The sequence below is a fragment of the Nocardiopsis moroccensis genome, assembly GCF_055763695.1.
On sequence record NZ_CP199747.1, the window covers coordinates 5,847,017 to 5,870,213 of the forward strand.

Consider the following 23,197-nt stretch of genomic DNA (forward strand, 5'->3'; position numbering starts at 1 on the left):
ATCAGCAGGTGTTGTCCTGGCTGTTCTGCCAGGTGAGGTCGCGGACGCTCGTGTTCACACCGCAGGGGTTCTCGACGATCTGGGTGTCGATCAGGGTCAGGTCCTCGAAGGTGATGTCGGAGGTGTTGGCGAACTCCGAGCGGGCGGCGAGTCGGATACCCCCCGGACCGGCAACGGTTCCGCCCCTGACGCTGACGTTGTGGCAGTTCTCGAACAGGACGGCGTTGTTGCCGGTTTCGGCGATGTCCACGTTCTCGATCACGGCGCCGCCGCTCTCGGAGAGGCAGAAGATCCCGCGGCCGCCACCGCGCGCGCGGACCTCGTCCACTCGGATGTTGGTCTCGTAACCGCCGTTCAGGTGGCCGCTGCGGTTGGCCATGCGCAGGGCCGCGTACCCGGTCCCGGTGCCGGCCCCCTCGGCATCGACACTGCCGACGGTGGCGTTGACGGTGTCGTTGAGCATCAGCCCCGAAGAGCCGGTGTTCCGGGCGGTGACCGTGCCGATGGTGAGCCCATCGACTCCGGAGGTCTCCACACCGTGGTCGCTGGTGCCGGAGACGTGGACGTCGTCGATGCGGATGTCGCGCGCCTGGCGGACCGAGTCGTCGTCACGGCTGTCGACGCGCACGCCGAGGCCGCCGGACAGTCGTAGGTCGACCTGTCCGAGGTGTACGTCCTGCGAGGTCCGGACGTGGACCCCGAAGTTGGGTGCCCCGGTCAGGGACAGATGGGGGACGGAGACGTCCCGGGCGTCGCGGATCCGCACGGCGGCGCTGTCGCCGGTGGAGTCACCGGTGACGTCGATGGTGCCGCAGACCTCCAGCGAGGTGTGGCTGGGCAGGTCGAGGGAGGTGTCGGCGGGCATCACGCCGGACCCGCGCACGGCCACGCTCTGCTGTTCCGTGCGCTGCGGGTCCAGGCTGTCGACCGCCGCGCGCATCGCCTGGAGCATGTCACCGCCCTCGTACACGACGTCGCCGCCCTGGCGCGACGTCCAGGTGCCGCCGTCCAGGTCGGCTTCGGCGTCGAAGGTTCCCATCCCGCACTCGGAGGTGGTGGAGGCTGCGGGACCGCCGCTGTTGCCGGAGGGCAGGGACAGCACGACCACGGTGGTTCCGACGGCCAGGACCGCCAGCGCGCTCGCGCCCAGCGCCATCACGGTCTTCCTGGAACCCCTGCGCCGGTCCGCGGCCTTGCGGCCACCGGACCTGCGCCTGCCACGCGCCGGGGTTCCGCGCCTACGGCTCGGAGGAGAGCCCTGCCCGCTTCCGTCACGGCAGCGCCGTAGTAGTTCCAGGGCCTGGTCGGCGGTGAGCCGCCGGTCGGGGTCGCGCTCCAGCAGGCCGGTGATCACCGGCTCCAGCCACCCGGCCCGTGCCATGGACGGGAGCGGGGCGGAGATGACCGCGGCGATCGCGGCGGTGATGGAGTCGCGGCGGAAGGGGGAGACCCCTTCCACGGCGGCGTAGAGCGTCACGCCGATGCTCCACAGGTCGCCCCGGTGCTCGGCCGGGCCGCCCTCCAGCCGCTCGGGCGGCATGTACTCGGGTGAGCCGACCAGTGCTCCGGTGCGGGTGATGCTCGGTCCGCCCTCCATGGTGGCGATACCGAAGTCGGTGAGGACGACCCGCCCGTCGGCGGACATCATGATGTTGCCCGGCTTGATGTCGCGGTGCAGGACCCCGGCCGTGTCGGCGGCGCGCACGGCCTGGAGCAGGGACTCGGCGATGCCGGCGACTCTGTCCGGTGGCAGGGCCCCGGTCTCGGCGAGCAGGTCCTGGAGGGAGTCGCCGTCGACGAGTTCCATGACCACCCAGGGGTCGTGCTCGAACTCGAACACGTCGTGGATGGTGATGACCGTGGGGTGGTTGATCCGTGCGGCCGACCGGGCCTCGCGGCGGACGCGGGCGTGGGCGTGGGCACGTTCGGCGGCGGTGAAGTGGCCGGGCAGGAGGACCTGCTTGATCGCCACGACCCGGTCCAGGGCGGTGTCGTGAGCTTCCCAGACGATGCCCATGCCGCCGCGGCCGAGTTCCCGGCGCAGGACGTAGCGGTTCGCGATGGTGGGGTGGTTGTTGCTCGGCATCTGTCGCCCTCTCGGAGCGGGCTCTGTGCGGGGGGGTCCTGTCGTGTGGGGCACGGAACAGGATCGGGGGCGGGATCGCGCGCGAAGGGGCACCCCGCGTCCGCGAGGTGCCCCGGCGCCGGTGACTACTACTGGGAGTTGGTCATCTTGAGGACGTCGAGAGCTGCGTCGAGCTGCTCCTCGGTGAGCTTGCCGTCCTCGATGTAGCCGCGCTCCAGCACGACCTCGCGGATGGTCTTCTTCTCGGCCAGCGACTGCTTGGCGACCTTGGCGGCCTCTTCGTAGCCGATGTACCGGTTGAGCGGCGTGACGATCGAGGGGGAGGACTCCGCGTAGGTGCGGCACTGCTCCTCGTTGGCCCTGATTCCGGCCACGCAGCGGTCGGCGAAGACCGTGGAGACGTTGGCCAGCAGGCGGATCGACTCGAGCACGTTGCGCGCGATCATCGGCAGCTGGACGTTGAGCTCGAAGCTGCCGGAGGCACCGCCGAAGGCCACCGCGGCGTCGTTGCCGACGACCTGCGAGGAGACCTGGAGCATGGCCTCGCACAGGACCGGGTTGACCTTGCCCGGCATGATCGACGAACCGGGCTGCAGGTCGGGCAGGAAGATCTCGGACAGCCCGGTGGTCGGGCCCGAGCCCATCCAACGGATGTCGTTGGCGATCTTGCAGTAGCCGACCGCGATGGTCCGCAGCTGCCCGGAGAGCTCGACCAGACCGTCCCGGGCGCCCTGCGCCTCGAAGTGGTCGCGGGCCTCGCTCAGCGGCAGGCCGGTGTTGGCGGCGATCTCGGCGATGACCCGGGCGGAGAAGCCCTCGGGGGTGTTGATGCCGGTACCGACGGCGGTGCCGCCCAGGGGGAGCTCGGCCACGCGCGGAAGGACGGCCTCCAGGCGCTCGACCCCGTAGCGGACCTGCGCGGCGAACCCGGCGAACTCCTGGCCCAGGGTGACCGGAGTGGCGTCCATCAGGTGGGTGCGGCCGCTCTTGACGACCGAGGCGAACTCGACGGACTTGCGGGTGAGCTCACCCTCCAGGTGGCGCAGCGCCGGGATCAGCTCGTTCTGCACGGCCGAGGTGGCGGCGATGTGGATGGAGGACGGGAACACGTCGTTGGACGACTGCGAGGCGTTCACGTGGTCGTTCGGGTGAACGTCGAGGCCGGTGCGCTCCTTGGCGACGGTCGCCACGACCTCGTTGGTGTTCATGTTGCTGGAGGTGCCCGAACCGGTCTGGAAGACGTCGATCGGGAACTCGTCGTTCCACTTGCCGCCGGCGACCTCCAGGGCAGCCTCACGGATGGCCTTGCCGAGGTCGTCTCCGATCACACCGAGCTCGGCGTTGACCTTGGCGGCCGCGGCCTTGATCTGGCCGAGCGCCGCGATGTGGGCGTTCTCCAGACCCTGGCCCGAGATCGGGAAGTTCTCGACGGCACGCTGGGTCTGGGCCCGCCACTTGGCCTCGGCCGGGACCCTGACCTCACCCATCGAGTCGTGCTCGATACGGAACTCACTCATTGCAACCCGTCTTTCCTGGGAAAACCTGTGACCTAAAGCCTGCCAGACGCGGCAGAGCACAGCGCACCTCACCCGCACTTCACGGTGTTGCACGTGTCATGTTGACATCGGTCCAGGTCACAGGCGGCGCAGGGGAGGGTCAGCGGTTGATCTGCGGGCGGGTGCGCCGTCGGCCCAGGAAGAGGCGGCGCCTGGGGGCACGTACGCGCACGGTGCCGAACAGGCAGAACCCGTCGATCTCCAGGACCGGCGGGTCGGACATGGTGCTGCGACGGGCGTTGGTGCTGCGTCTGCCCAGGAAGGACCAGCCCCTGATGCGCACCTCCACCCCCTCGGGGACGTCGATGACGACGCGGCCGAAGAACGTGCTGACCGTCATCCGGTGGTGGTTGTGTGTGAGCAGGGCCTGGCGCATGTCGATCTCGGTGCGTCCGACGACCGCTCCGGCCTGCTCGTCGGGGAGCGCGACCCACCGCCCCCTGCGGGTGAGCGTGGTGAACCAGCTGACCATCGGCTCGCTGTCGACCCGGATGGGCTGCTCCTGCGGGGGCAGGAGGTCGGCGGTGATCGCCGGGAGCTCACCGAGGGTCCTGGCCTCCTGCGCCCGGTTCAGGCGCTCCTCGAACTCCTCCATGTCGAGGCGGCCGTCGGTGACGGCGGCGCGGAGTACCTCGCTGACGCGTTCACGGTCACTGTTCGAGGCCCTCATCCGGGCGGGGGAGACATCCTCACTCACGCTCGTAAGCCTAGAGGAGGAGCAGTCACGGGGGGTGGGGCCGCGGGCCCGGGCGGACCCGGTCCCGCGGCCGTTTCCGGTCACAGGTGGACCAGTGCCCGTCTGGTCGCGGCGGAGGCCGAAAGCGGACGCACCGCGATCCGCACCAGGGCGCGGGCGTTGTCGTCGCCCGCGATCCGGTTGGCGCTGAGTTCGCCGCACGACAGGCAGCGGTGGATGACCAACCACTCGCCGTCCGGCCGCGCGCTGACACCGGCCGCCACCATCCGGCCGCGGCAGTCGGCGGCCCGGTCGCCGGGGACCCGCGCGTCCACGTGCAGGCTGGTGAGGCAGTGCGGGCAGTGGTTGCGGTGCGCGGTGCCCACCGCCCGCACGGGAACGTCGAGCCGGCATCCGGTGCAGCGGAAGGACTCCGCGGTCGGCTCGAAGCGGCGGCCCCGCTCGCCGCGGGCCCGCAGGACGGCCTTGGGGCGCTGCCGTCTGTGCTGGGTCCGCCGGTCGTTGTTGCGCCGTCCCACGCTCACACCTCCCCGAGCAGTTCCAGCGGGAAGGGCGGTTCGGCGAGCGGCCGTACGGCGATCCGCATGAGGACGAGCGGGTTGTCGTCCGCGGCGACGGCGCTCTCGGACAACTCGTCACAGCGGACGCAGCGGTGCACGAGTCTCCACCGGTGGTCGCGCGGGACGACCACGGAGATGGGCGTCATGCGCCCCTCGCAGTCGGAGGCGCCGCCCCCGACCTGGTCGTGGACGTGCCGGGAGCTCAGGCAGCTCGGGCAGTGGCCGCGCTGCGGGCCCTCGGGACCCGTGGCGGGCACGGCCAGGCCGCAGAGCACACAGCGGAAGGCGGTGGGGCGGGTGTTCTCGGTGGTGTCGGGGTCGGTGAAGGACAACCCGGGGACTCCTTGCTGGAGAGAGTAAGAGGTCAACAGCAAGAGCGCCGAGCGGTTCTCGACGTGGGCGGGGTCCGCTCAGGCGGCCGAAGGGTTTCGGGGCAGGCGGAGGCCCTCGCGGTTGTGAGGCGCGCTCGGCGCAGTCCGGGGCATACTCACCCATCCCTTTTCGGGGCGTCTCCGCCCCGGTCACGTGTGTGGATCCGACTTCTCGACGTTAGGTACGGCGCGGGCGCGGACGCAACGGGTTTTCTCCGACTGTGGACAGACCGGGCCCAGCGCAGAGCGGCGCGACCGCGCCGCAGCGAAAACCGTTGGAAAAACGTCCGACCCGCTGCCTAACGTGTTCCCATGACCACACCAGAGCCCGGACGGGCCGTCCCCGGGAGCGCTGCCATGACCTCCCGGGCCCCATCCGCCGTACCGGCCCTGCACCTGAGCGGCGTCGTCAAGCGTTTCGGCTCGCTCACCGCCGTTGACGGCCTCGACCTGGAGGTGCCCCAGGGCATCGTCCTCGGCCTGCTCGGGCCCAACGGTGCGGGCAAGTCCACCACCATGAAGATGCTCACCGCCCAGTCCATCGCCGACGAGGGCACCATCAGCATCCTCGGTCACGAGGTCCCCGCCGAGTCCAAGTGGGCCCGGGCCCGCATGGGCGTCGTCCCCCAGCACGACAACCTCGACGAGGAACTCACGGTCGAACAGAACCTCCGGATGTTCTCGTTCCTCTACCGGGTTCCTCGCTCCCGGCGCCGCGAGGCCATCGCCCGCACCCTGCGCCTGGCCCAGCTCAGCGACCGCGGGGACACCCCCGTCGACAACCTCTCCGGCGGTATGCGCCGCCGCCTGCTCATCGTCCGCGCCCTCCTGCACCGGCCCGAGCTGGTCCTCATGGACGAACCCACCGTCGGGCTGGATCCGCAGGTGCGCCAGGAGCTGTGGGGGGTCATCTCCGCCCTGCGCGACGAGGGCGCCACCGTCCTCATGTCCACCCACTACATCGAGGAGGCCGAACGCCTCTCCGACGAGGTCGCCCTCATGGCCCGCGGCCGCGTCATCGAGCGGGGAGCCCCCGTGGACCTGGTCGCCAAGTACGCGGGCTCCACCGTCGAGGAGTACACCCCCGACGGCGAAGGGATGGCCGAAATGGAACGCCTGGTCAACGGGCACGGCTTCACCACACGCCGTACCGGGACCACTCTGTCCGTACTGCGGGCCGAGGAGATCCCGGAGTCGGTCCGGGAGCGGTTGGGCGCCCCCGAGCGCCGGGCCAGCAACCTCGAGGACGTGTTCGTCACCCTGACCGGGGAGTCTGTGGAATGAGCCTGTCACAACGCCGCGACGACGCCCGGCCGGAACGGCACGCCCGACCGGGACGCTTCGAGGCCGACGCCGTCATGGGCGTGGTCGCCCGGGAATGGATCCTGTACGGGCAGTCCTGGCGGGCCACGACCTTCGCCGCCGTGGTCGAGCCCACCCTCTACCTGCTCTGCTTCGGCTTCGGCATGGGCGCCCTCATCGGGACCCTCGCCGGATACAGCTACATCGACTTCCTCGGCACCGGCATCGTCGCGGTGTCGGTCATGTTCCAGTCGATGATGCCGGCCGTCATCAACACCTTCATCAAGCGCCGCTTCCTGCACACCTACGAGGGCATCCTGGCCGCCCCCGTCGACGTGCGCGAACTCGTCACCGGGGAGGCGCTCTGGCTGGCCCTGCGGTCGGGGGTCTACGGCTGTGTACCGCTGTTGGTCGCGATCGGCTTCGGACTCCGGCCCGGCCCCGGGATGCTGCTGGTCCCGTTCATCGCCTTCCTCGCCGGGTTCGCCTTCGCGCTCTTCGGTATCTGGATCTCGGCGGTGATCTCCTCGGTGCGCTCCATGGACTACGTGTTCAGCGGCCTGTTCACCCCGCTGTTCCTCGTCGCGGGCACGTTCTTCCCGCTCACCGAACTGCCCGGCTGGGTCCAGACCGCCGCCATGGTCAACCCGCTCTACCACGCCGTCGAACTGATCCGCGGCTCCGTCTTCGGCGGGCTGGACGTCCTCGCGGTGCTGGTCCACGTCGGCGTCCTGCTGGTCTTCGTCGCGCTGATGTGGAACCTCGCCTCCTTCCAGATGCGGCGCCGGGTCGTGAACTAGCGCGTCGACCCGGGGCCCGGGCAGCGGGACGGGTGCCCACCCCGCCGCCCAACGCGATCGGCCGCACAGCGCGCCCGGCAGACCGAAACGCGACGGCGCGGGAGGGGCGAACCCTCCCGCGCCGTCGACACGCTTGTCCGGTTACCGGTTACCGGCTACCGGCCGCCGCTGGGCGCCCAGCGCAGCTCGACCACGGCGCGCTCGCCGCCGTCGACGACGCTCAGCCCCATGCCGACCGCGCCCCACTGGTCCGGGGCCTCCACCTCGTCCCGGCTCAGGACCTGGCGCAGGTCGAAGTACCCGGCCATCACCGCGTCGTCAAGATCCTGCATGGTCTGCTGGAAGACCTCGTCCTCGCCCAGCCGGGCCGAGGAACCGCCGTCCCCGTAGGTGACCACCACGGTGTCGCCGTCCGTGCCCACGTCGGGGACGGGGGAGGAGGAGTAGGGGTCGTTGGCGATCTCGTCGACGAACCCCTCGACCGCGCTCTGGTCGCCGTCGACCGCGCGGTACTCGAAGGACGGCTCGGTGAACCCGTCCGGGTCGAAGTTGCCCAGGCCCAGGGCCGTGGAGGTGCCCAGCAGGGAGGTGAACCCGTCCGGCAGGGGGGCGCCGAGGGAGTTGAAGAACGACTCCGCCTCCGAGATCTCACGCTGCCCGACGAACGGGAGCCCGTCCTCCCACGCGGTGCTCAGGGCCTCGTCCAGGCCGCTGCCGCCGAAGGCCATCACGGAGTCCTCCGACAGGCCGCCCATGGCGTCCACGCTCGCGCCGGGGGCGTCGGCGAGCCAGGCCAGGTCCTCGTTCTCGACCTCGAAGCCGAACACGTCCATCCTGGCCTCGAGGTAGTCGCCGTCCACCCGCATGGAGGCGGTCGCCCGGCCCTCCAGGCTCTGGGCCCCGGTGCCGAATTCGGCGGCGAACTCCTCGTCGAGCCCGGTCGCCTGGCTGAGCGCGCCGAAGTCCACCCAGCCCAGGGCGATGCTGCCGTTGGGCACGCCCTGGAGATCGCCGCTGTAGGTGTCGCTTCCCTCCAGGTCGCCGTGGGCCGACATCTGCTCCCGGTACTCGTTGAGACCGGCTTCGCTGTCGGTGAAGACCATGAAGTCGTCGGCCAGCTCGTAGTACAGGTCCTCGGAGCCGCTGATCTCGCTGAACTGCGCCTCTGCCGCCTCGGGGTCCTCGACGGCCAACGCCACCATGGCGGCCATACCGTCCGCGGCCTCGGCCTCGGGGTCCGAAGCCGGCCAGACGGAGATCCCGCCCTTCTGCCCGATCCACTCCTCGACCTCGGCCTGCTCCACGTCGAAGGTGTCCGCGAACATCTCGGCGAAGACGCCCGAAGTGTCCTCCTCGACCTCACCGGTCTCCTCGGTGACCTCGTCGGGGAGTTTCGAGGAGAACTGGAGCAGATCCATGACCTGGGACCCGTCGATGTCCAGGTCCATCTTGGCGAAGGCGACGGAGTTGCCGGGCAGGACCGACTCGGGTTGCGGACCACCGAAGTCGACCAGGGACGCCGCTGCCCACAGGGTGCCGCCCATGACCACGAGGGCGGCAGCGGCGGCCGTGGGGATCAGCCACTTGCGGCCCCCTCCGCCACCGGACGGCGGCACCTGGCCGCCGGAGTACTGGCCGCCGTAGGGCGGTTGCCCGGGGCCGCCGGGGCCCATGGGTCCAGCCGGTCCTCCGGGGCCCATGGGGGCACCCGGGTTGTTGGGGTGCAGGCCGCCGGGGCCCGGGTACTGCGCTCCGGGCCCCGGCGGCGGGGCGAAGTGCGGCTGCCCGGGCCCCTGCTGCGGCGGGAATCCCTGACCGGGCTGCCCAGGCTGCTGCGGCGGCTGCCACTGGGGCTGCTGCTGGGGATCTGGATAGGACATCGGACCTCCGACGAGGGTGTTCACGGGACAGGCGCGGCCGCGGGGCCAGTGATGGGTCTGATGCCGTGGTGACCCGGGTGGTTCGCACACACGAGGACGGTTCTGGGTCCGCGTGCCACGGCGCCCCGCCGGTTGGGGCGGGGCGCCGTGGGCTTCGGGCACCGGGTGCGGGCCGCGCAGAGGGGGAGGGGTTCTACTCCGGGGCGGAGGTGAGGTCGACACCGCTGTAGGCGGAGAGCTTGGTCAGGCGGTGCTCGCTCCGGACCTGGCGCACGGTGCCGCTGCGGCCGCGCATGACCAGTGAGTCGGTGGTCGCGCCGGTGGACTCGTACCGGACCCCGCCGACCAGCTCGCCCTCGGTGATACCGGTCGCGGCGAAGAACACGTCGTCCGAGGACACGAGGTCGTCGGTGTACAGCACGCGGTTCAGGTCGTGGCCCGCGTCGACCGCCTTCTGCCGCTCCTCGTCGTCCTTGGGCCACAGACGGCCCTGGATGACCCCGCCCAGGCACTTCATCGCGCACGCCGTGATGATGCCCTCGGGCGTGCCGCCGATGCCCAGCATCAGGTCGACACCGGTTCCGGGACGGGCGGCCATGATGGCGCCGGCCACGTCGCCGTCGCTGATGAACTTGATCCGGGCCCCCGCGTCGCGTACGTCCTGCACGATCTGCTTGTGGCGCGGACGGTCCAGGATCACGACCGTGACGTCCTGCGGAGACTTGCCCTTGGCGCGGGCCACGGCGCGGATGTTGTCCGCGGGCGAGGCGGCGATGTCCACCACGTCGGCGGCTTCGGGGCCGGTGGCCAGCTTCTCCATGTAGAACACCGCGGACGGGTCGAACATGGTGTTGCGCGGGCTCATCGCGATCACGGCGATGGCGTTGGGCATGCCCATGGCGGTGAGGGTGGTGCCGTCGATCGGGTCGACCGCCACGTCCCACTCGTGGCCGCCGCCGTCACCGACGCGCTCGCCGTTGTAGAGCATGGGGGCGTTGTCCTTCTCACCCTCGCCGATCACCACGGTGCCGTTCATCGACACGGTGCTGATCATGTGGCGCATGCCCCGCACCGCGGCGCCGTCGGCGCCGAGCTTGTCACCCTTACCGACCCAGCGGGCCGCGGCGAGCGCGGCGGTCTCGGTCACGCGGACCAGTTCCAGCGCGAGGTTGCGGTCGGGCGCCGGGGCTTGCGCGGGCTGACCACTGGGCTGCGACATGGACGTGACACCTTCCGTCGGGAACAGGGTGGAGTTCACCTCTTAGGGTAGTCACCCGAGGTGAGCCCCGGTCGTCACGGGCCCTGTGGGGGAGGGCGACCGCGGCGGGGGCGTTACGGTCTACGCTGGCGGGGACCCGGACAGGAGTGAGGGCGTGACAGTGGACAAGACGGACAAGCCCGCGCGGGTCTCGCCGCGGGGCGCGGCCACCCGCAGTGCCCTGCTGAAGGCCGCGGCCCAGGTGTTCCGCACCGTGGGCTTCGCGAAGGCCGGTGTGAGCGAGGTCGTCTCGGTCGCGGGGGCCAGTGTCGGCAGCCTCTACCACCACTTCACCGGCAAGGCGGATCTGTACATCGCCCTGTACGAGGAGTTCCAGCAGCGGCAGCAGGAGCGCACGCACCAGGCGGTCCGCGAGGCACGGGCCAGCGGTGAGAGTGATCCCACACGGCTGATGAACATCGCGGCGCACGCCTACCTCCTCGGCTGTATCGAGGAGCGGGAGACTGCCCGGTTGTTCTTCAGCGGGGACGGACCTCCCGGGTTCGACTACCAGCTGCGGTCCCGGCTCACCCAGTGGACCGACCGCAACGTGGCCCTGTTCCGCAAGGCGGACGAGCCCGTGGACGAGGCACTGCTGATCGTGGTGAGCGGTTCCATGCTCCTCGCCGTCGCCGAGGTCGTTCGTCGCGATGATGCCGACGCCCACCGGCTGGCCGACGAGATCACCGGTCTGCTCACCGAACTCGAGCCCCGCAACCGCCTCCGGGACTGAGCTCCCGGCGGGTTCGCGTCCCGGGCCCGCGGCGGGGCGAGGCCCCGCTCACGTGCCCTAACCGCACCCCCGGTCGAAGCGGGCCGGGGTCTGGGGCAAGCTGGACACTGTCATGAGTGCATACAGCCGGGCCAACGCCACCTTCAAGAACTACGCCATCTCCCTCGGGGTCGTCGTCGTGATCCTCCTGGTGATGGTGTTCGTGGTCTCCACCCGATCGGGTGAACACATCCCCACCGTGGAGTACCGCCCGGACATCGAGGTGCTCCGGGACGCCGCCGACTACCCGGTGACGGCGCCCTCCGAGGACCTCCCGGAGGGATGGACGCCCACCAGTTCCACCCTGGACCTGACCGGCCCGGTCGAGTGGACCGTCGGGTTCGCCACCCCGCAGGACAGCCACGCCAGGCTGACCCAGAGCGACAGGGACCCTGACGACGTGGTGGAGGACCAGGTCAAGGACGCCGAGCCGGTCGGCACCGTCATGGTCGGCGGTCAGGAGTGGGAGCACCTGGAGTCCGAGGACTGGGGAGCCCTGGTGCTGCGCGAGGAGGACCGGACCCTGGTGATCTCCGGTAGTACCTCCGTCGACGAGTTCGCCGTTCTGGCCGAGCACCTGGAGACCTTCCCGGCCCGGGAGGCCGAGGAGGCCGACGGAGGCGAGGCGGCCGGAGCGGGTTCGGACGAGGACTCCGCCAGCAGCGAAGGCTCCGGAGACGGTGACGACACCGTCGGGGAGAGCGGGTCGGAGGACACCGACTCCTGACCGCCCCGGGTATCCGGCGGCCCGGGGGTCCCGGGCACCCGAACGCCGAGGCACCCCACACGCGTCGGGGCCCCGGAGGCGCCCCCCCGAAAAGGGGCGGCCCTCCGAGGCCCCGTCATCGTTTCGTCGTTCGCGGCCCGGCCCTACTCCGCGCGCAGGTCGCGGCGCAGCTCCTTGGGCAGCGAGAAGGTGAGGGTCTCGTCGGCGGTCGTCACCGGGCTGACCGAGCCGAAGCCGTAACCGGCCAGCTTGTCCAGCAGCTCCCGGACCAGGATGTCGGGCACCGAGGCGCCGCTGGTCACACCCACCGTGGTGACGCCCTCCAGCCACGCCTCTTCCATCAGGGTGGCGTTGTCGATCAGGTACGAGGCGTCCGCACCGGCGTCCAGGGCCACCTCGACCAGCCGCACGGAGTTCGAGGAGTTGTCGGAGCCGACCACGATCACGAGCTCGCACTCGGGCGCCATCGCCTTGACGGCCTCCTGGCGGTTGGAGGTGGCGTAGCAGATGTCGTCGCTGGGCGGCGCGAGCAGGTTCGGGAACTTCTTCCGGAGCGCGTCCACGGTCTGGTTGGTCTCGTCCACCGACAGGGTGGTCTGGGACAGCCAGGAGACGTTGTCCGGGTCGCGGACCTCGACCTTGTCGACCTCCTCCGGGCTCTCCACGACCTGGATGTGCTCGGGTGCGTGGCCGCTGGTGCCCTCGACCTCCTCGTGGCCGTTGTGGCCGATGAGGATGATGTCGCGGTCCTGGCCGGCGAAGCGCTGGGCTTCCTTGTGCACCTTGGTGACCAGCGGGCAGGTGGCGTCGATGGTCTTGAGCCGGCGCCGCTCGGCCTGTTCGTGGACGGCCGGCGAGACGCCGTGGGCGGAGAAGACGACGATGGCGCCCTCGGGCACCTCCTCGGTCTCCTCGACGAAGATCGCGCCGCGTTCCTCCAGGGTGCGTACGACATGGGTGTTGTGCACGATCTGCTTGCGCACGTAGATCGGGGCGCCGTACTGCTCCAGGGCCTTCTCGACGGTGATGACCGCCCGGTCGACACCGGCGCAGTAACCCCGGGGGTTGGCGAGTAGCACACGGCGTTGGTTCGTGGCAGTCGTCATCGCACTCATGGGACACATCCTAGGTGTGATCTCGGGCTGTGCGTCCGGGTGTGGGATAGGGCACCTGTCGGGGGTTCACCTATCGGTAAGGCCACAGGCAGGTGACGGCAGGGCAACGGAATGCTCCCGGCCGGGCTGCGAAGTGGCGAAATCGTTCACTTCCCACCCGCTCATGCTGGTAATCCCTCCTCTATCCTGGTTCACCATCGCATCTGTTATGAGGCGGTTCGCCCTCAACTCGGCCTTGCCTGGTTTGCTGGACGCGCGCCGCCGGCCCAACGCCGAGAGCATCAGGAGCCCCCGTCCTATGTCGAACCCGACCATCGTCACGAAGCTGACCTCCCTTTTCAAGGGCATCTTCGGGCGCAAGGACCCGGTCGTCACGACCGTGCAGGACAAGAAGGACGAGACCCCCACGGCGGAGACCGCGGAGACGGCGGACAGCACCGAGGCCCCGGCCGCGGCCGCCGACGCCGCCACTGAGGCTCCTTCGGAGAAGACCGAGACCCCCGTGGAGAAGGAGGAGAAGAAGGAGGAGGCTCCCGCCGAGTCCGAGGCCGCTCCTGACACCGGTGCCACTGCTGTCGGGGCCACCGCCGCCGAGGCCGCACAGTCCGACGGGCCGCGGCCCGGGGACGGAGCCGAGGAGGAGGCCGGGTCCACCGCCGCCGAGGCCGCCAGGCTGGTCGAGGAGCGCAGGGAAGGCCCCTCCGCCCCGGCCACCGCCGACGTTCCCGAGGACGGCTCCGCTCTGGCCGAGGAGATCGAGGCCGCCGAGGCGCACACCAGGGTCGCCAGCGACGAGGTCCTGGAGAAGGTCCGCAAGGGGGCCGCCCCCGCCGCCGAGGACCTGGCCGTGCCCACCTACGACGAGCTCACCCTGCCCTCCGTCCGTGCCCGCCTGCGCAAGCTCACCATCGATCAGGTCCGCGACCTGCGCGCCTACGAGGTCGCGCACCAGGGCCGCCCCGAGTTCGTGAAGATGTACGACAACCGCATCGCCAAGCTCGAGGCCGGGGCCTGAGCGCGCCGCGGCGTGCTCCGTGGAGCACGCCCGGCGCCGGGGCCGGCGGCCCGGTCGACTCCGCTGGGCCCGGTTCCGGGGCCGCGCGGCCTCTCCTGCCCGGAACTGTCACCACCCTGGCCTAGGCTCTGGAGCCATGGGCATGGAGAGTTCCGCGGAGTCACCGCAACCGGTCAGGGTCGTACTCCAAGCGGTCGGCGGCTGGATCGACCGGCTGGGCGCCATCTGGGTCGAGGGCCAGATCGCCGAGCTGAACTCGCGCGGCCGCATGTCCTACCTGACCCTGCGCGACCCGGTCGCCAACGCCTCCATCCGGGTGATCTGCGAGACCTCCGTCCTACGCAGGCAGGAACCGGCCCCGGGGCCCGGAGACCGCGTGGTCATGCACGCCAAGCCCGACTTCTACCAGCTCAAGGGCACCTTCTCGCTGAGGGCCAGGGAGATCCGGCACGTCGGTATCGGTGAACTCCTGGCCCGTCTGGAACAGCTGCGGCGCACCCTGACCGCCGAGGGCGTGTTCGATCCGGCCCGCAAGCGCCCGCTGCCGTTCCTGCCCAACACCGTCGGCCTGGTCTGCGGTCGTGACTCGGCCGCCGAGCGCGACGTGCTGGAGAACAGCCGCCGTCGGTGGCCCGCCGTGCGTTTCGAGGTGCGCCAGGTGGCGGTCCAGGGCGAGCGTGCCACCCGTGAGGTGATCGAGGCACTGCACGAACTGGACTCGCGCCCCGAGGTCGACGTCATCGTCATCGCCCGGGGCGGGGGTTCCATGGAGGACCTGCTGCCCTTCTCCGACGAGGCCCTGGTCCGCGCCGTCGCCGCCGCGGCCACCCCGGTGGTCAGCGCGATCGGTCACGAGCAGGACGCGCCCCTGCTGGACCACGTGGCGGACGTGCGGGCCTCCACCCCCACCGACGCCGCCAAGCGCACCGTCCCGGACGTGGGAGAGCAGCTGGAGATCATCCGTCAGCTCCGCGACCGCGGCCGCAGGGTCATCGGCGGCGGGCTCGACCGGGAGCTCACCTGGTTGTCGGGCATCCGGGCCCGCCCGGTCCTGGCCGACCCGGTTCGGGAGACGGAGCGGCTCACCGAGCAGGTCCTGGAGCTGCGCGACCGGGCCCGGCGGAGCCTGACCGTCTCGCTGGACCGCGCCACCGACGGTCTCGGCCACACCGAGGCCCGGCTGCACGCCCTGTCCCCGGCCACCACTCTGGCGCGCGGTTACGCCATCGTGCAGCGCGAGGACGGCTCGGTAGTCCGTTCGGCGACCGAGCCCGAGGTGGGGGAGGTCCTGCGACTGCGCTTCGCGGAGGACGGACTCAGGACCACTGTCGACTCCGTGGACAGCGAGGAGGAGACCGCGGTGGTCGGGGCGGCCGCGGAGCCCGCACCGGCGGAGAAGGCCGGCCCGCGCGGGTCCGCCGCAACCGGGAGGACCGGTGCCGCAGGGAAGGGTGGTACCGCGAAGAAGGCCGGTGCCGCCAAGGACACCGGTACCGCGAAGAAGGCCGGCACCGCGAAGAAGGCCGGCACCGCGAAGAAGGCTGGTACCGCGAGGAAGACCGGCACCGAGACCGACACCGCACAGCCCGAGGGGGAGTAGGTATGGCCGACACGAGTGAGGCCCCGGAACTGAGCTACGAGGAGAGCCGGGAGGAGTTGAACAACGTCGTCCGCAAACTGGAGTCGGGCGGCCTCACCCTCCAGGAGTCCCTGGCGCTGTGGGAGCGCGGCGAGGAACTGGCCCGGATCTGTGAGCGCTGGCTGGAGGGTGCTCGCGCCAAGCTGGCCGCCGCCATGGACGAGCGGCGGGGCGACGAGCCCGAGGACGCCGACGCGCCCTTCTGACCCCGGCGGCCCGACTTCGGGCCCCGGAACGTCGCGGGGCTATTCGCGGCCGTTGAGCTCGTCGCCGAGGGTGCGCAGGTTGCCGGGCAGACCGCGGAAGACCGCGATGACCAGGACCAGCGCCGTGCCCAGGAACAGCCACGGCGCGACCTCGGCCAGCCGGGAGGCCAGGCCCAGGATGAGCACGCGGGCGAAGCCCTCGTTGCCCAGAGCCAGCAGGCTCTCGGCGGCGACCACGGCGGCGAAGTAGGCGATCGGCGGGCTCACCGACAGCGACAGCAGGTCACTGGGCCGGACGAGGGACGCGGTGACCAGGCAGGCGAGGGTGAAGGCCAGGCCCGGGGCGGTGGTCACGGAGGCCAGGTGGGCGATCATGGTTCCGGTGAAGCTGAACACGACGATCAGCAGTACCCCGCCGCGCCCGGTCAGCCGGGGTGGGCGCCGGGGAGCCGCCGGGGCCGTGTTCGGTTGCCTGCGTGCCGTCCTGTCCGCGCTGGGTGCCTCCCGGCTGCGACCGCTGGACCGCACGAAGTACGGGGCCTGTCCGGGCTCCGGACCGTCCGTCTTGCGCGGGGGCATGGTCGTGCGCCTCCCAAGTTTGTTACTCACAGTGTTTAGTGTGTCACTTCTCGTGAATGTTCGGGGGTCTTTCCTGGGATCGTGTCGTCATTTCGGCCACTTGCCCCTTCCGGGGTGAACGCGGCTTCCACCCCTTGGACGCCGGGATCTCCCCGGCTGGTTCTGGCCGGTTCCGGACGGTTGACCGTTAAGTCACTCTCCGTGAACGGTCTCACCGTGTTTCTTTTGGGTCGAACCGTTGTGGCCGTTACCCCCATGCCGAATACCGTCGAAACCAGCGGTGCCCGTGATTCCGAGTTCCGACATATCCGATTCGACCGACGCGGGTTCGGTGAACTCCGGTGCCGTCACCGTACGCGGGCGCTCCTCCACACCCGAGGGTCGCCCCAGATCGCCCTCGACCAGACCCAGCTCCCCGAACTTGCGCGCGGTCACCAGCACCCGGCTCTCCAGCGACCCCACGGTCTGGTTGTAGGCGCCCACCGTCCGGTTCAGCGCCCGGCCCAGCCCCTCCACGTGCCCGCCCAGCTTCGACAACCGTGCGTGCAACTGTTTGCCCAGGTCGAACACTTCGCGGGCGTTCTCGCTCAGTGCCTCCTGCTGCCACGCGTACTGCGCCGTCCGCAGGAGTGAGATCAGCGTGGTCGGTGTCGCGATGTGCACCCGTCGCCCCATCGCGTACTCCAGCAGCTCCGGGTCGTACTCCAACGCCGGGGCCAGGAATGCCTCACCGGGGATGAACAGCACCACGAACTCGGGCGCGGGAGTGAAGGCCGCCCAGTACGACTTGGCCGCCAGTTGGTCCACGTGGGTGCGCACGTGCCTGGCGTGCGCCCGCAGCCTGTCCCGCGTCCCGGGCCCCTCTCCGGCCTCGACCGCGTCCAGATACGCGGCCAACGGGACCTTGGAGTCCACGACGATGTTCTTGCCGCCCGCCAACCGCACCACCATGTCCGGTCGCTGCGACCCGGACACCGCCTGCTCCTCGAAATCGCAGTGCGCGGCCATCCCGGCCAGCTCCGCCACCCGACGCAACTGCAGCTCACCCCACCGGCCGCGCGCCTCCGGCCTGCGCAGCGCCGTCACCAGCGACTGCGTCTGGTCCCGCAGGCGATCCGAGCCCTCACGCACGTACTCGACCTGCTTGGCCAGCTCCGCGTGCGCGGCGGCCCGCCCGGCGTCGACCTCCCTCAACTGCGTCTCCACCCGGTCCAGAGTCGCCGTCAACGGTTCCACCATCCGCTCCACGGCCCGCCGCCGCTCGTCCAGATCGCTCCCGGCCTCGGCGCTCACGGCCCGGAGCCGCCCCTCGGCGAGTTCGAGGAAACGCTGGTTGGTCTGATCCAGGGCCTGCGCGGACAGAGCCCGGAACCGGTCCGCGAGCTGTTCCTCCACGTAGGCGGCGCGCTCCTGGGCCGCTCGGGCGTCCGCTCGGGCCTCGGCGCCACGGCCCCGGGCGAGCGTCCATCCGAGGGCGGTGCCGACCGCCAGACCGATCAGGAGCGTGAGTACGAGTGCGAGGGCATCCATGGCGCCATGTTCTCAATCCACGGTCGTCCCGTGTCGTCAACGCGCAGGACCCCGGGCGGCTCGGAGACCGCGGGCCGGGGCGGGCCCGCCGGCACCCGACCCCTGACCGGAACCGGCCACCGGCGGGGGTTGCCGGGGCGGAGCCGAAGACTCACGCTTTCCGGAACCCCCGTGACATCCGCGGCCCCCGGAGAAAGGCCCCACATGCGCCTCGCCACCCATACCAGCGGAGACGGAGACCGCACCGCACTCCTCGTGCACGGCGGATCGGCCCTGCACCGCACCTGGCACGCCGTGGAGGACGAACTCGTCCGCCGCGGCTACCGGGTCGTCGGGGTGGACCTGCGCGGGCACGGCGACAGCCCGCGCGGCGAGTACTCCACGGAGGCGCTCCGCCAGGACCTCGTCGACACGCTGCCCGCCGGAGCCGACCTGGTCATGGGCCACTCCATCGGCTGCGTGGCCGTGTCCCTGGCGCTGGAGCACCTGCGCCCGGCCCGGGCCGTCTACGTGGACCCGGCCTTTCGCGTCCCGCCCCTGCCCGAGGGGACCGCGGAACGCATACGTCGGGCGTACGCCACCGCCGACGCCGCCCGGGTACGCGAACTCCATCCGTCGTGGAGCGACGAGGACGTACGGATCGAGCTGGAGGGTTTCGCCGCCGCCGACCCGGACTTCCACACCTGGGTGGCCGAACAGGTCGCCGGGCTGGACAACTTCCCCAAAACCGCCGAGGTGCCCTCACTCGCGGTGGTCGCGGGGGTGGGCTCGCCGGTCGGGCCCGAGGGCGCCCGCACCCTGGTCGACCGCGGCTTCACCGTCCGCACGGTGGAAGGGGCCGGGCACTGCATCCACCGTGACGACCTCCCGGGGCTGCTCACCGCCCTGGACGGCTGGATCTGAGCCGGTCCCGACACGTGCGGGCCGAGCGGATAGGCCGCGCCCCCGGGAATCAGGCGGGTCCGCTCCGACACTTGTCCAGGGCCTCGCGCCACACGGTGACCGAATCCCAGAACTCGCTCGACGGTTCCTCCGGCGCGAGCATCCACATCCGTTCCCAGGCGGGGGACGCCCTGCCGGAGATCTCGGTGCGGGCCTCGTAGGGCGGGGCGCCGCTGATCGGGAACCACCGGTACTCCAGCGGGTCGAGGAGGGCCATCAGGCGCTCCTCCACTCCCCGGTCGGGTCGCACCTTGGTCATCACCCAGGGGCGGTAGCGCCGCAGGACTTCCAGGCCCCCGGCGACCACGTCCGGTTCGGTTCCGGCGGTGTCGATCTTCACCACGGTCGGGTAGGTGGCGGCGGTCTCGTTCCAGCGCGACAAGGTGGTCGTGCGCACGGTGATGTGCGCGAACCCCAGCCGGGCGGTGCGCACGAGCCGGTTGCACATGTCGTTGTGCAGGGCCCGGCGCAGGTGTCCGGTGCCGTTGTGGTTGCTCAGGGCCAGGTCCACGACGCTGAAGCCCAGGTCGGCGGAGGCCGAGACGGACCGTGCGGCGGAGGCGAGCTCCGGGGTGGGCTCGAAGGCGAAGACGGGGCAGCGGGAGCGCGCGGCCGCCAGCATCGAGTACACCCCCACGCCCGCACCGATGTCCAGGACCGCGCCGGGGCGGGTGTGGTCGAGGATCGCCATGAAGCTGGCGAGGCTGCCGGGTTCGTGTCTGGACAGGCCCGAGGCGGCCAGTCGCCGGGGGACCGTCAGGTCTCCGGGCAGTTGGAGGGTGAGTGTGTCCGGGCCGACCCTGCGCCGGTCGTCCGCGGGCCGGGGCAGGTCCAGGCGGAAGCGGCGGTTCCATGGCGGAACCCTGGACGGGTCCAGGCCGCCGAAGCGTCTGGGCAGGTGGACGCGGATCTTCCGGGTGGCGAAGCGCACGATCGGGTATCGGTGCACGAACGCGCGCAGCTGGTCTTGGACCACAGTGTCTTCCCCCAAAGAACGGTGCCGTGGTGGCTGCTGCCGGGGCGGCGAACGCTCCGTCGCCCCTCGGGCGCGTTCCTGTGGCCCGCAGGTGTGTGCCCGGTTCCCGCCCCTGGAGCCCGGCCGCACACCGAACCTACTCTGGGTAGTGTCATGAGTGCACTGTGTTTCGGTGATTGGGTTTCGCCGGCTGTGTTTTCGCACCCGCGTCTGCTTTCCGACGGGGACGGACCGGCCGCCCCCTTGGTCCGCATAGACTCTGACCTTGTGAGTCTGTCTATCGGGATCGTCGGCCTGCCCAACGTTGGCAAGTCCACCCTCTTCAACGCGCTGACCAAGAACGACGCTCTGGCCGCGAACTATCCGTTCGCGACCATCGAGCCCAATGTCGGAGTCGTGGGCGTGCCCGATGCCCGGCTCGCGAAGCTGGCCGAGATCTTCGGCTCGGCGAAGATCCTGCCGGCGACGGTGGACTTCGTCGACATCGCGGGCATCGTGCGCGGCGCCTCCACCGGCGAGGGCCTGGGCAACAAGTTCCTCGCCAACATCCGCGAGAGCGACGCCATCTGCCAGGTCATCCGGGCCTTCGAGGACGCCGACGTCACACACGTCGACGGTGACGTCGAGCCCTCCCGCGACATCGAGACCATCAACACCGAGCTGATCCTCGCCGACCTCCAGACCCTGGAGAAGGCCGTTCCGCGCCTGGAGAAGGACGCCAAGCGCAACGCCAAGGACAAGAACGCCCAGGAGCTGCTCAAGGCCGCCCAGGCCGCGCAGGAGATCCTCAACGAGGGCGTCTCCCTGTCCCAGGCCAAGGACGTCGACCTGGACCGGCTGCGTGAGCTGAGCCTGCTCACCGTCAAGCCGTTCATCTACGTGTTCAACCTCGACAGCGACGAGCTCGCCGACGAGGCCCTGCGCACCAAGCTCCAGGACCTGGTCGCCCCGGCCGAGGCCATCTTCCTCGACGCCAAGATCGAGGCGGAGCTGGCCGAGCTGGAGGAGGACGAGGCGCAGGAGCTGCTGGAGTCCCTCGGCCAGACCGAGTCCGGCCTGGCCCAGTTGGCCCGGGTCGGCTTCTCCACCCTGGGTCTGCAGACCTACCTGACCGCCGGGCCCAAGGAGGCCCGCGCCTGGACGATCGAGCAGGGCGCCACCGCCCCCGAGGCGGCCGGCGTCATCCACACCGACTTCCAGCGCGGCTTCATCAAGGCCGAGGTGGTCTCCTACGACGACCTGGTCGAGGCCGGGGACATGCAGTCCGCCCGCTCCGCGGGCAAGGTCCGCATCGAGGGCAAGGACTACGTGATGGCCGACGGCGACGTGGTGGAGTTCCGCTTCAACGTCTGACCCGTCGAATCCACACATGCACACGAGGGGCGGCCCGACCGGTTCGGTCCGCCCCTCGTGTCGCAACGATTGCCCGGAGACCTCAGCGGTCCACGTGAACGGCCCGTGTCGCGGGGTCCCTACGGGCGGTCCACGGTGTGGAGGCACTCGGTGCGAGCGTCGAGGTGACGTGTGCTTTGTGCAGACCGAGCGCCTTCTGGTAATGCCGGAGTTTGTTCAGTACCGGTGAAAGCACCGGCTTGATCTGTCTCTGCCGCCGCCCCCCGTCCTTCACGTCGATGTGCAGCGCTAGGTGGATCCGTGTGCTCGAGGCGCACCTGATCGCGAAGTCCCTGGCACTGCTGTCCGCGTTCGTTCGGGCGAGGGAGTAGAGCAATGCCATCGTTCCGGCCGCTTTCAGAGCCACCGTTTTGGCGAGATCCGGTGGTTGCTCCGCATTTGCGTAGGTGTAGTCCTTCACCTCGATGATCCACAGATCATCGTTGTCGAGGGCGAGGACGTCGCAGCCTTTGAGGCTCAGCGCTCCTGCTGCCTTGCGGAACTGCGGCCACTCGTCGAAAACGTCGACCTGCCAGCCGTCCGGGAACGTGAAGTAGGTCCCGTCCACGCATATTTCACGGGTGGTCATGGCGGGTTACCAAGCGAGGTAGCGATCGGACTGCTCGGCCTCTGCTTCGAGGGCGGCGATGAAATCGAGTTCGTCGAGATCGTCACTCGCCTGTGCCGTCACTTCGGCGGCGGCTACGTTCTCGTTGTCGCTTCGACGCCGTTCCAGTCCGATGTAGCGGGGGGCGACGTCGCCGGAGGACATCTGCAGTTCGCGTAGGAGGAACATGCTGTGGGTCGCTACGAAGATCTGGGAGCCCTGCGAGGCCAAATGGATCAGAGCGTGCGCCACCGCCCTTTGTGACCTGGGGTTGAGGTTGGCCTCGGGCTCGTCCCAGAACAGGTAACCCCCCTCCAGGAGGACCCCGGAGGCGATGAGCCTGACGATCATGGCGAGTTTCCGATGGCCTTCCGCCAGGAGGGGGGCCTCAAGATTCCCGATACCGGGTTGTTTGAGGAAGAACCGCCCGTCCCTCTCGAAGACGGTTCCGCCCTGGAGGAGGTCGGAGAACGGTTTGAGGATCGTGTTGGCGCGTTTCCCCTTGGGCCCGAGAAGGGCCGGTCGCTGCAGGAGTTCCGCAGTGTCCCTCCACGTCTCTTCGAACGGGGTCTCCCTGGTGTTGTACAGGGCGACGAATGTGGCGGCGAGCGAGAGCAGTTCATGAGAGGGGAGGAAGACCGGCTCGTCTTCCAACGGCCGATGCGGCACCTGGTCCATGACCACCTCGCGCGTCGCCTTCGAGGAGAAGGAAAAGCTGAGCGGTTCACGGATCCCCGAGTACTTCATGCTGACGTTCGTCCTTTCGGTCCCCTGGACGCGGCGGCAGAGCCGTCCCAGACTCTCGGGGCGAAAGGTGCCGACCAGCTTCGACGCGATCGCTGAACTGAGTTCCTTCTTCGTCAGTACTTCGGCTTCGTGCAGTGACTTCGTGCCGGTATAAAGAAGTTTGAGCAGTTGCGACTTCCCCGTCGCGTTGTCACCGACGATCACGTTCAATCCGGGAGCGAGATCCACACTGATATCGCGGAAGGGGCCGAACGCGAATGCGTCGAGTCGGGTGATCGGGTGCTTCGCCATGAGGCCAGTCTAATGGGCTGACCGGAAATATTGCCGGTGCGGACCAGGGGGACGAGTCCGGTGAAGCCCTACGGTCACCGCACCGGGGACCGGCGTCAAGGGGTGAGCGTGTGCCCCGAACCGTTCACGAGGGGCCGTGTCCCCTACCC

General features: G+C 70.2%; 22 protein-coding genes. 9 read left to right on the forward strand and 13 right to left on the reverse strand.

The genetic code is table 11. The features are described 5' to 3' along the window. Window position 1 precedes the first annotated feature (1 nt). The 5 genes from ACUKCB_RS25900 to ACUKCB_RS25920 all read right to left on the reverse strand — a co-directional run bounded on the left by ACUKCB_RS25900 (window position 2) and on the right by ACUKCB_RS25920 (window position 5,231). A complete protein-coding gene (locus ACUKCB_RS25900; protein ID WP_473038149.1) occupies window positions 2-2,086 on the reverse strand; it encodes a protein kinase domain-containing protein in 2,085 nt (694 codons plus the stop codon). A 128-nt stretch (window positions 2,087-2,214) separates the two neighbouring features. After that, a complete protein-coding gene (locus ACUKCB_RS25905; protein WP_473038150.1) occupies window positions 2,215-3,603 on the reverse strand; it encodes a class II fumarate hydratase in 1,389 nt (462 codons plus the stop codon). A gap of 139 nt (window positions 3,604-3,742) precedes the next feature. Next, window positions 3,743-4,312 (reverse strand): DUF1707 SHOCT-like domain-containing protein, encoded by a 570-nt coding sequence (locus tag ACUKCB_RS25910; RefSeq protein WP_473041143.1) that lies wholly within the window; start codon window positions 4,310-4,312, stop codon window positions 3,743-3,745. Between the two features lie 107 nt (window positions 4,313-4,419). Continuing rightward, window positions 4,420-4,863 (reverse strand): RNHCP domain-containing protein, encoded by a 444-nt coding sequence (locus ACUKCB_RS25915; protein WP_473038151.1) that lies wholly within the window; start codon window positions 4,861-4,863, stop codon window positions 4,420-4,422. Next, window positions 4,860-5,231 (reverse strand): RNHCP domain-containing protein, encoded by a 372-nt coding sequence (locus tag ACUKCB_RS25920; RefSeq protein WP_473038152.1) that lies wholly within the window; start codon window positions 5,229-5,231, stop codon window positions 4,860-4,862. The genes ACUKCB_RS25915 and ACUKCB_RS25920 overlap by 4 nt, the downstream gene beginning before the upstream one ends. A 396-nt stretch (window positions 5,232-5,627) precedes the next feature. On the opposite strand from ACUKCB_RS25920, the gene ACUKCB_RS25925 reads away from it, so the two are divergent. Further along, window positions 5,628-6,554, forward strand: coding sequence for an ABC transporter ATP-binding protein (locus ACUKCB_RS25925; RefSeq protein WP_473041144.1), 927 nt, complete (start codon window positions 5,628-5,630; stop codon window positions 6,552-6,554). Further along, a complete protein-coding gene (locus ACUKCB_RS25930; protein WP_473038153.1) occupies window positions 6,551-7,372 on the forward strand; it encodes an ABC transporter permease in 822 nt (273 codons plus the stop codon). Before ACUKCB_RS25925 ends, ACUKCB_RS25930 begins: the two co-directional genes overlap by 4 nt. 155 nt (window positions 7,373-7,527) lie before the next feature. On the opposite strand, the gene ACUKCB_RS25935 is transcribed toward ACUKCB_RS25930, so the two are convergent. After that, entirely contained in the window at window positions 7,528-9,252 is a 1,725-nt protein-coding gene (locus ACUKCB_RS25935) for a hypothetical protein (protein WP_473038154.1), read from the reverse strand. A 193-nt stretch (window positions 9,253-9,445) separates the two neighbouring features. Further along, a complete protein-coding gene (glpX, locus tag ACUKCB_RS25940; protein ID WP_473038155.1) occupies window positions 9,446-10,471 on the reverse strand; it encodes a class II fructose-bisphosphatase in 1,026 nt (341 codons plus the stop codon). Window positions 10,472-10,631: 160 nt separating this feature from the next. Between glpX and ACUKCB_RS25945 the strand changes: the two genes are divergently transcribed. Together ACUKCB_RS25945 and ACUKCB_RS25950 are read left to right on the forward strand one after the other, a co-directional pair. Then, a complete protein-coding gene (locus ACUKCB_RS25945; RefSeq protein ID WP_191274648.1) occupies window positions 10,632-11,243 on the forward strand; it encodes a TetR/AcrR family transcriptional regulator in 612 nt (203 codons plus the stop codon). 112 nt (window positions 11,244-11,355) lie between these two features. After that, window positions 11,356-12,009, forward strand: a complete 654-nt coding sequence (locus tag ACUKCB_RS25950; protein ID WP_473038156.1) for a DUF4245 domain-containing protein — start codon at window positions 11,356-11,358, stop codon at window positions 12,007-12,009. Window positions 12,010-12,152: 143 nt separating this feature from the next. On the opposite strand, the gene ACUKCB_RS25955 is transcribed toward ACUKCB_RS25950, so the two are convergent. Next, window positions 12,153-13,124, reverse strand: a complete 972-nt coding sequence (locus ACUKCB_RS25955) for a 4-hydroxy-3-methylbut-2-enyl diphosphate reductase (protein ID WP_473038157.1) — start codon at window positions 13,122-13,124, stop codon at window positions 12,153-12,155. A gap of 298 nt (window positions 13,125-13,422) precedes the next feature. On the opposite strand from ACUKCB_RS25955, the gene ACUKCB_RS25960 reads away from it, so the two are divergent. The 3 genes from ACUKCB_RS25960 (at window position 13,423) to ACUKCB_RS25970 (ending at window position 15,984) form a co-directional block, all read left to right on the forward strand. Then, entirely contained in the window at window positions 13,423-14,139 is a 717-nt protein-coding gene (locus tag ACUKCB_RS25960) for a DUF8129 domain-containing protein (RefSeq protein ID WP_473038158.1), read from the forward strand. A 136-nt stretch (window positions 14,140-14,275) separates the two neighbouring features. Beyond that, window positions 14,276-15,739 (forward strand): exodeoxyribonuclease VII large subunit, encoded by a 1,464-nt coding sequence (xseA, locus tag ACUKCB_RS25965; RefSeq protein WP_473038159.1) that lies wholly within the window; start codon window positions 14,276-14,278, stop codon window positions 15,737-15,739. Between the two features lie 2 nt (window positions 15,740-15,741). Next, window positions 15,742-15,984, forward strand: a complete 243-nt coding sequence (locus ACUKCB_RS25970) for an exodeoxyribonuclease VII small subunit (protein WP_473038160.1) — start codon at window positions 15,742-15,744, stop codon at window positions 15,982-15,984. 39 nt (window positions 15,985-16,023) lie between these two features. Here the strand turns inward: ACUKCB_RS25970 and ACUKCB_RS25975 are convergent, their stop codons facing one another. Next, window positions 16,024-16,563: a DUF6542 domain-containing protein gene (locus ACUKCB_RS25975; protein ID WP_473041145.1), complete on the reverse strand. Its 540-nt coding sequence runs from the start codon at window positions 16,561-16,563 to the stop codon at window positions 16,024-16,026. 192 nt (window positions 16,564-16,755) lie between these two features. Continuing rightward, window positions 16,756-18,093 (reverse strand): DNA recombination protein RmuC, encoded by a 1,338-nt coding sequence (locus tag ACUKCB_RS25980; RefSeq protein WP_473038161.1) that lies wholly within the window; start codon window positions 18,091-18,093, stop codon window positions 16,756-16,758. A gap of 204 nt (window positions 18,094-18,297) precedes the next feature. On the opposite strand from ACUKCB_RS25980, the gene ACUKCB_RS25985 reads away from it, so the two are divergent. Next, the gene (locus ACUKCB_RS25985) at window positions 18,298-18,996 is read left to right on the forward strand and encodes an alpha/beta fold hydrolase (RefSeq protein WP_473038162.1); all 699 of its coding nucleotides are present in this window, start codon (window positions 18,298-18,300) and stop codon (window positions 18,994-18,996) included. 49 nt (window positions 18,997-19,045) lie between these two features. On the opposite strand, the gene ACUKCB_RS25990 is transcribed toward ACUKCB_RS25985, so the two are convergent. Beyond that, the gene (locus tag ACUKCB_RS25990; protein WP_473038163.1) at window positions 19,046-20,011 is read right to left on the reverse strand and encodes an FkbM family methyltransferase; all 966 of its coding nucleotides are present in this window, start codon (window positions 20,009-20,011) and stop codon (window positions 19,046-19,048) included. A 267-nt stretch (window positions 20,012-20,278) separates the two neighbouring features. Between ACUKCB_RS25990 and ychF the strand changes: the two genes are divergently transcribed. After that, window positions 20,279-21,364, forward strand: a complete 1,086-nt coding sequence (gene ychF / locus ACUKCB_RS25995) for a redox-regulated ATPase YchF (protein ID WP_473038164.1) — start codon at window positions 20,279-20,281, stop codon at window positions 21,362-21,364. Between the two features lie 82 nt (window positions 21,365-21,446). Here the strand turns inward: ychF and ACUKCB_RS26000 are convergent, their stop codons facing one another. Both ACUKCB_RS26000 and ACUKCB_RS26005 read right to left on the reverse strand, forming a co-directional pair. Then, window positions 21,447-21,992, reverse strand: coding sequence for a hypothetical protein (locus ACUKCB_RS26000; RefSeq protein WP_473038166.1), 546 nt, complete (start codon window positions 21,990-21,992; stop codon window positions 21,447-21,449). A 6-nt stretch (window positions 21,993-21,998) separates the two neighbouring features. Beyond that, on the reverse strand, window positions 21,999-23,048 hold the full coding sequence (locus ACUKCB_RS26005) for an AAA family ATPase (RefSeq protein WP_473038167.1): 1,050 nt from the start codon (window positions 23,046-23,048) through the stop codon (window positions 21,999-22,001). Window positions 23,049-23,197 lie beyond the last annotated feature (149 nt).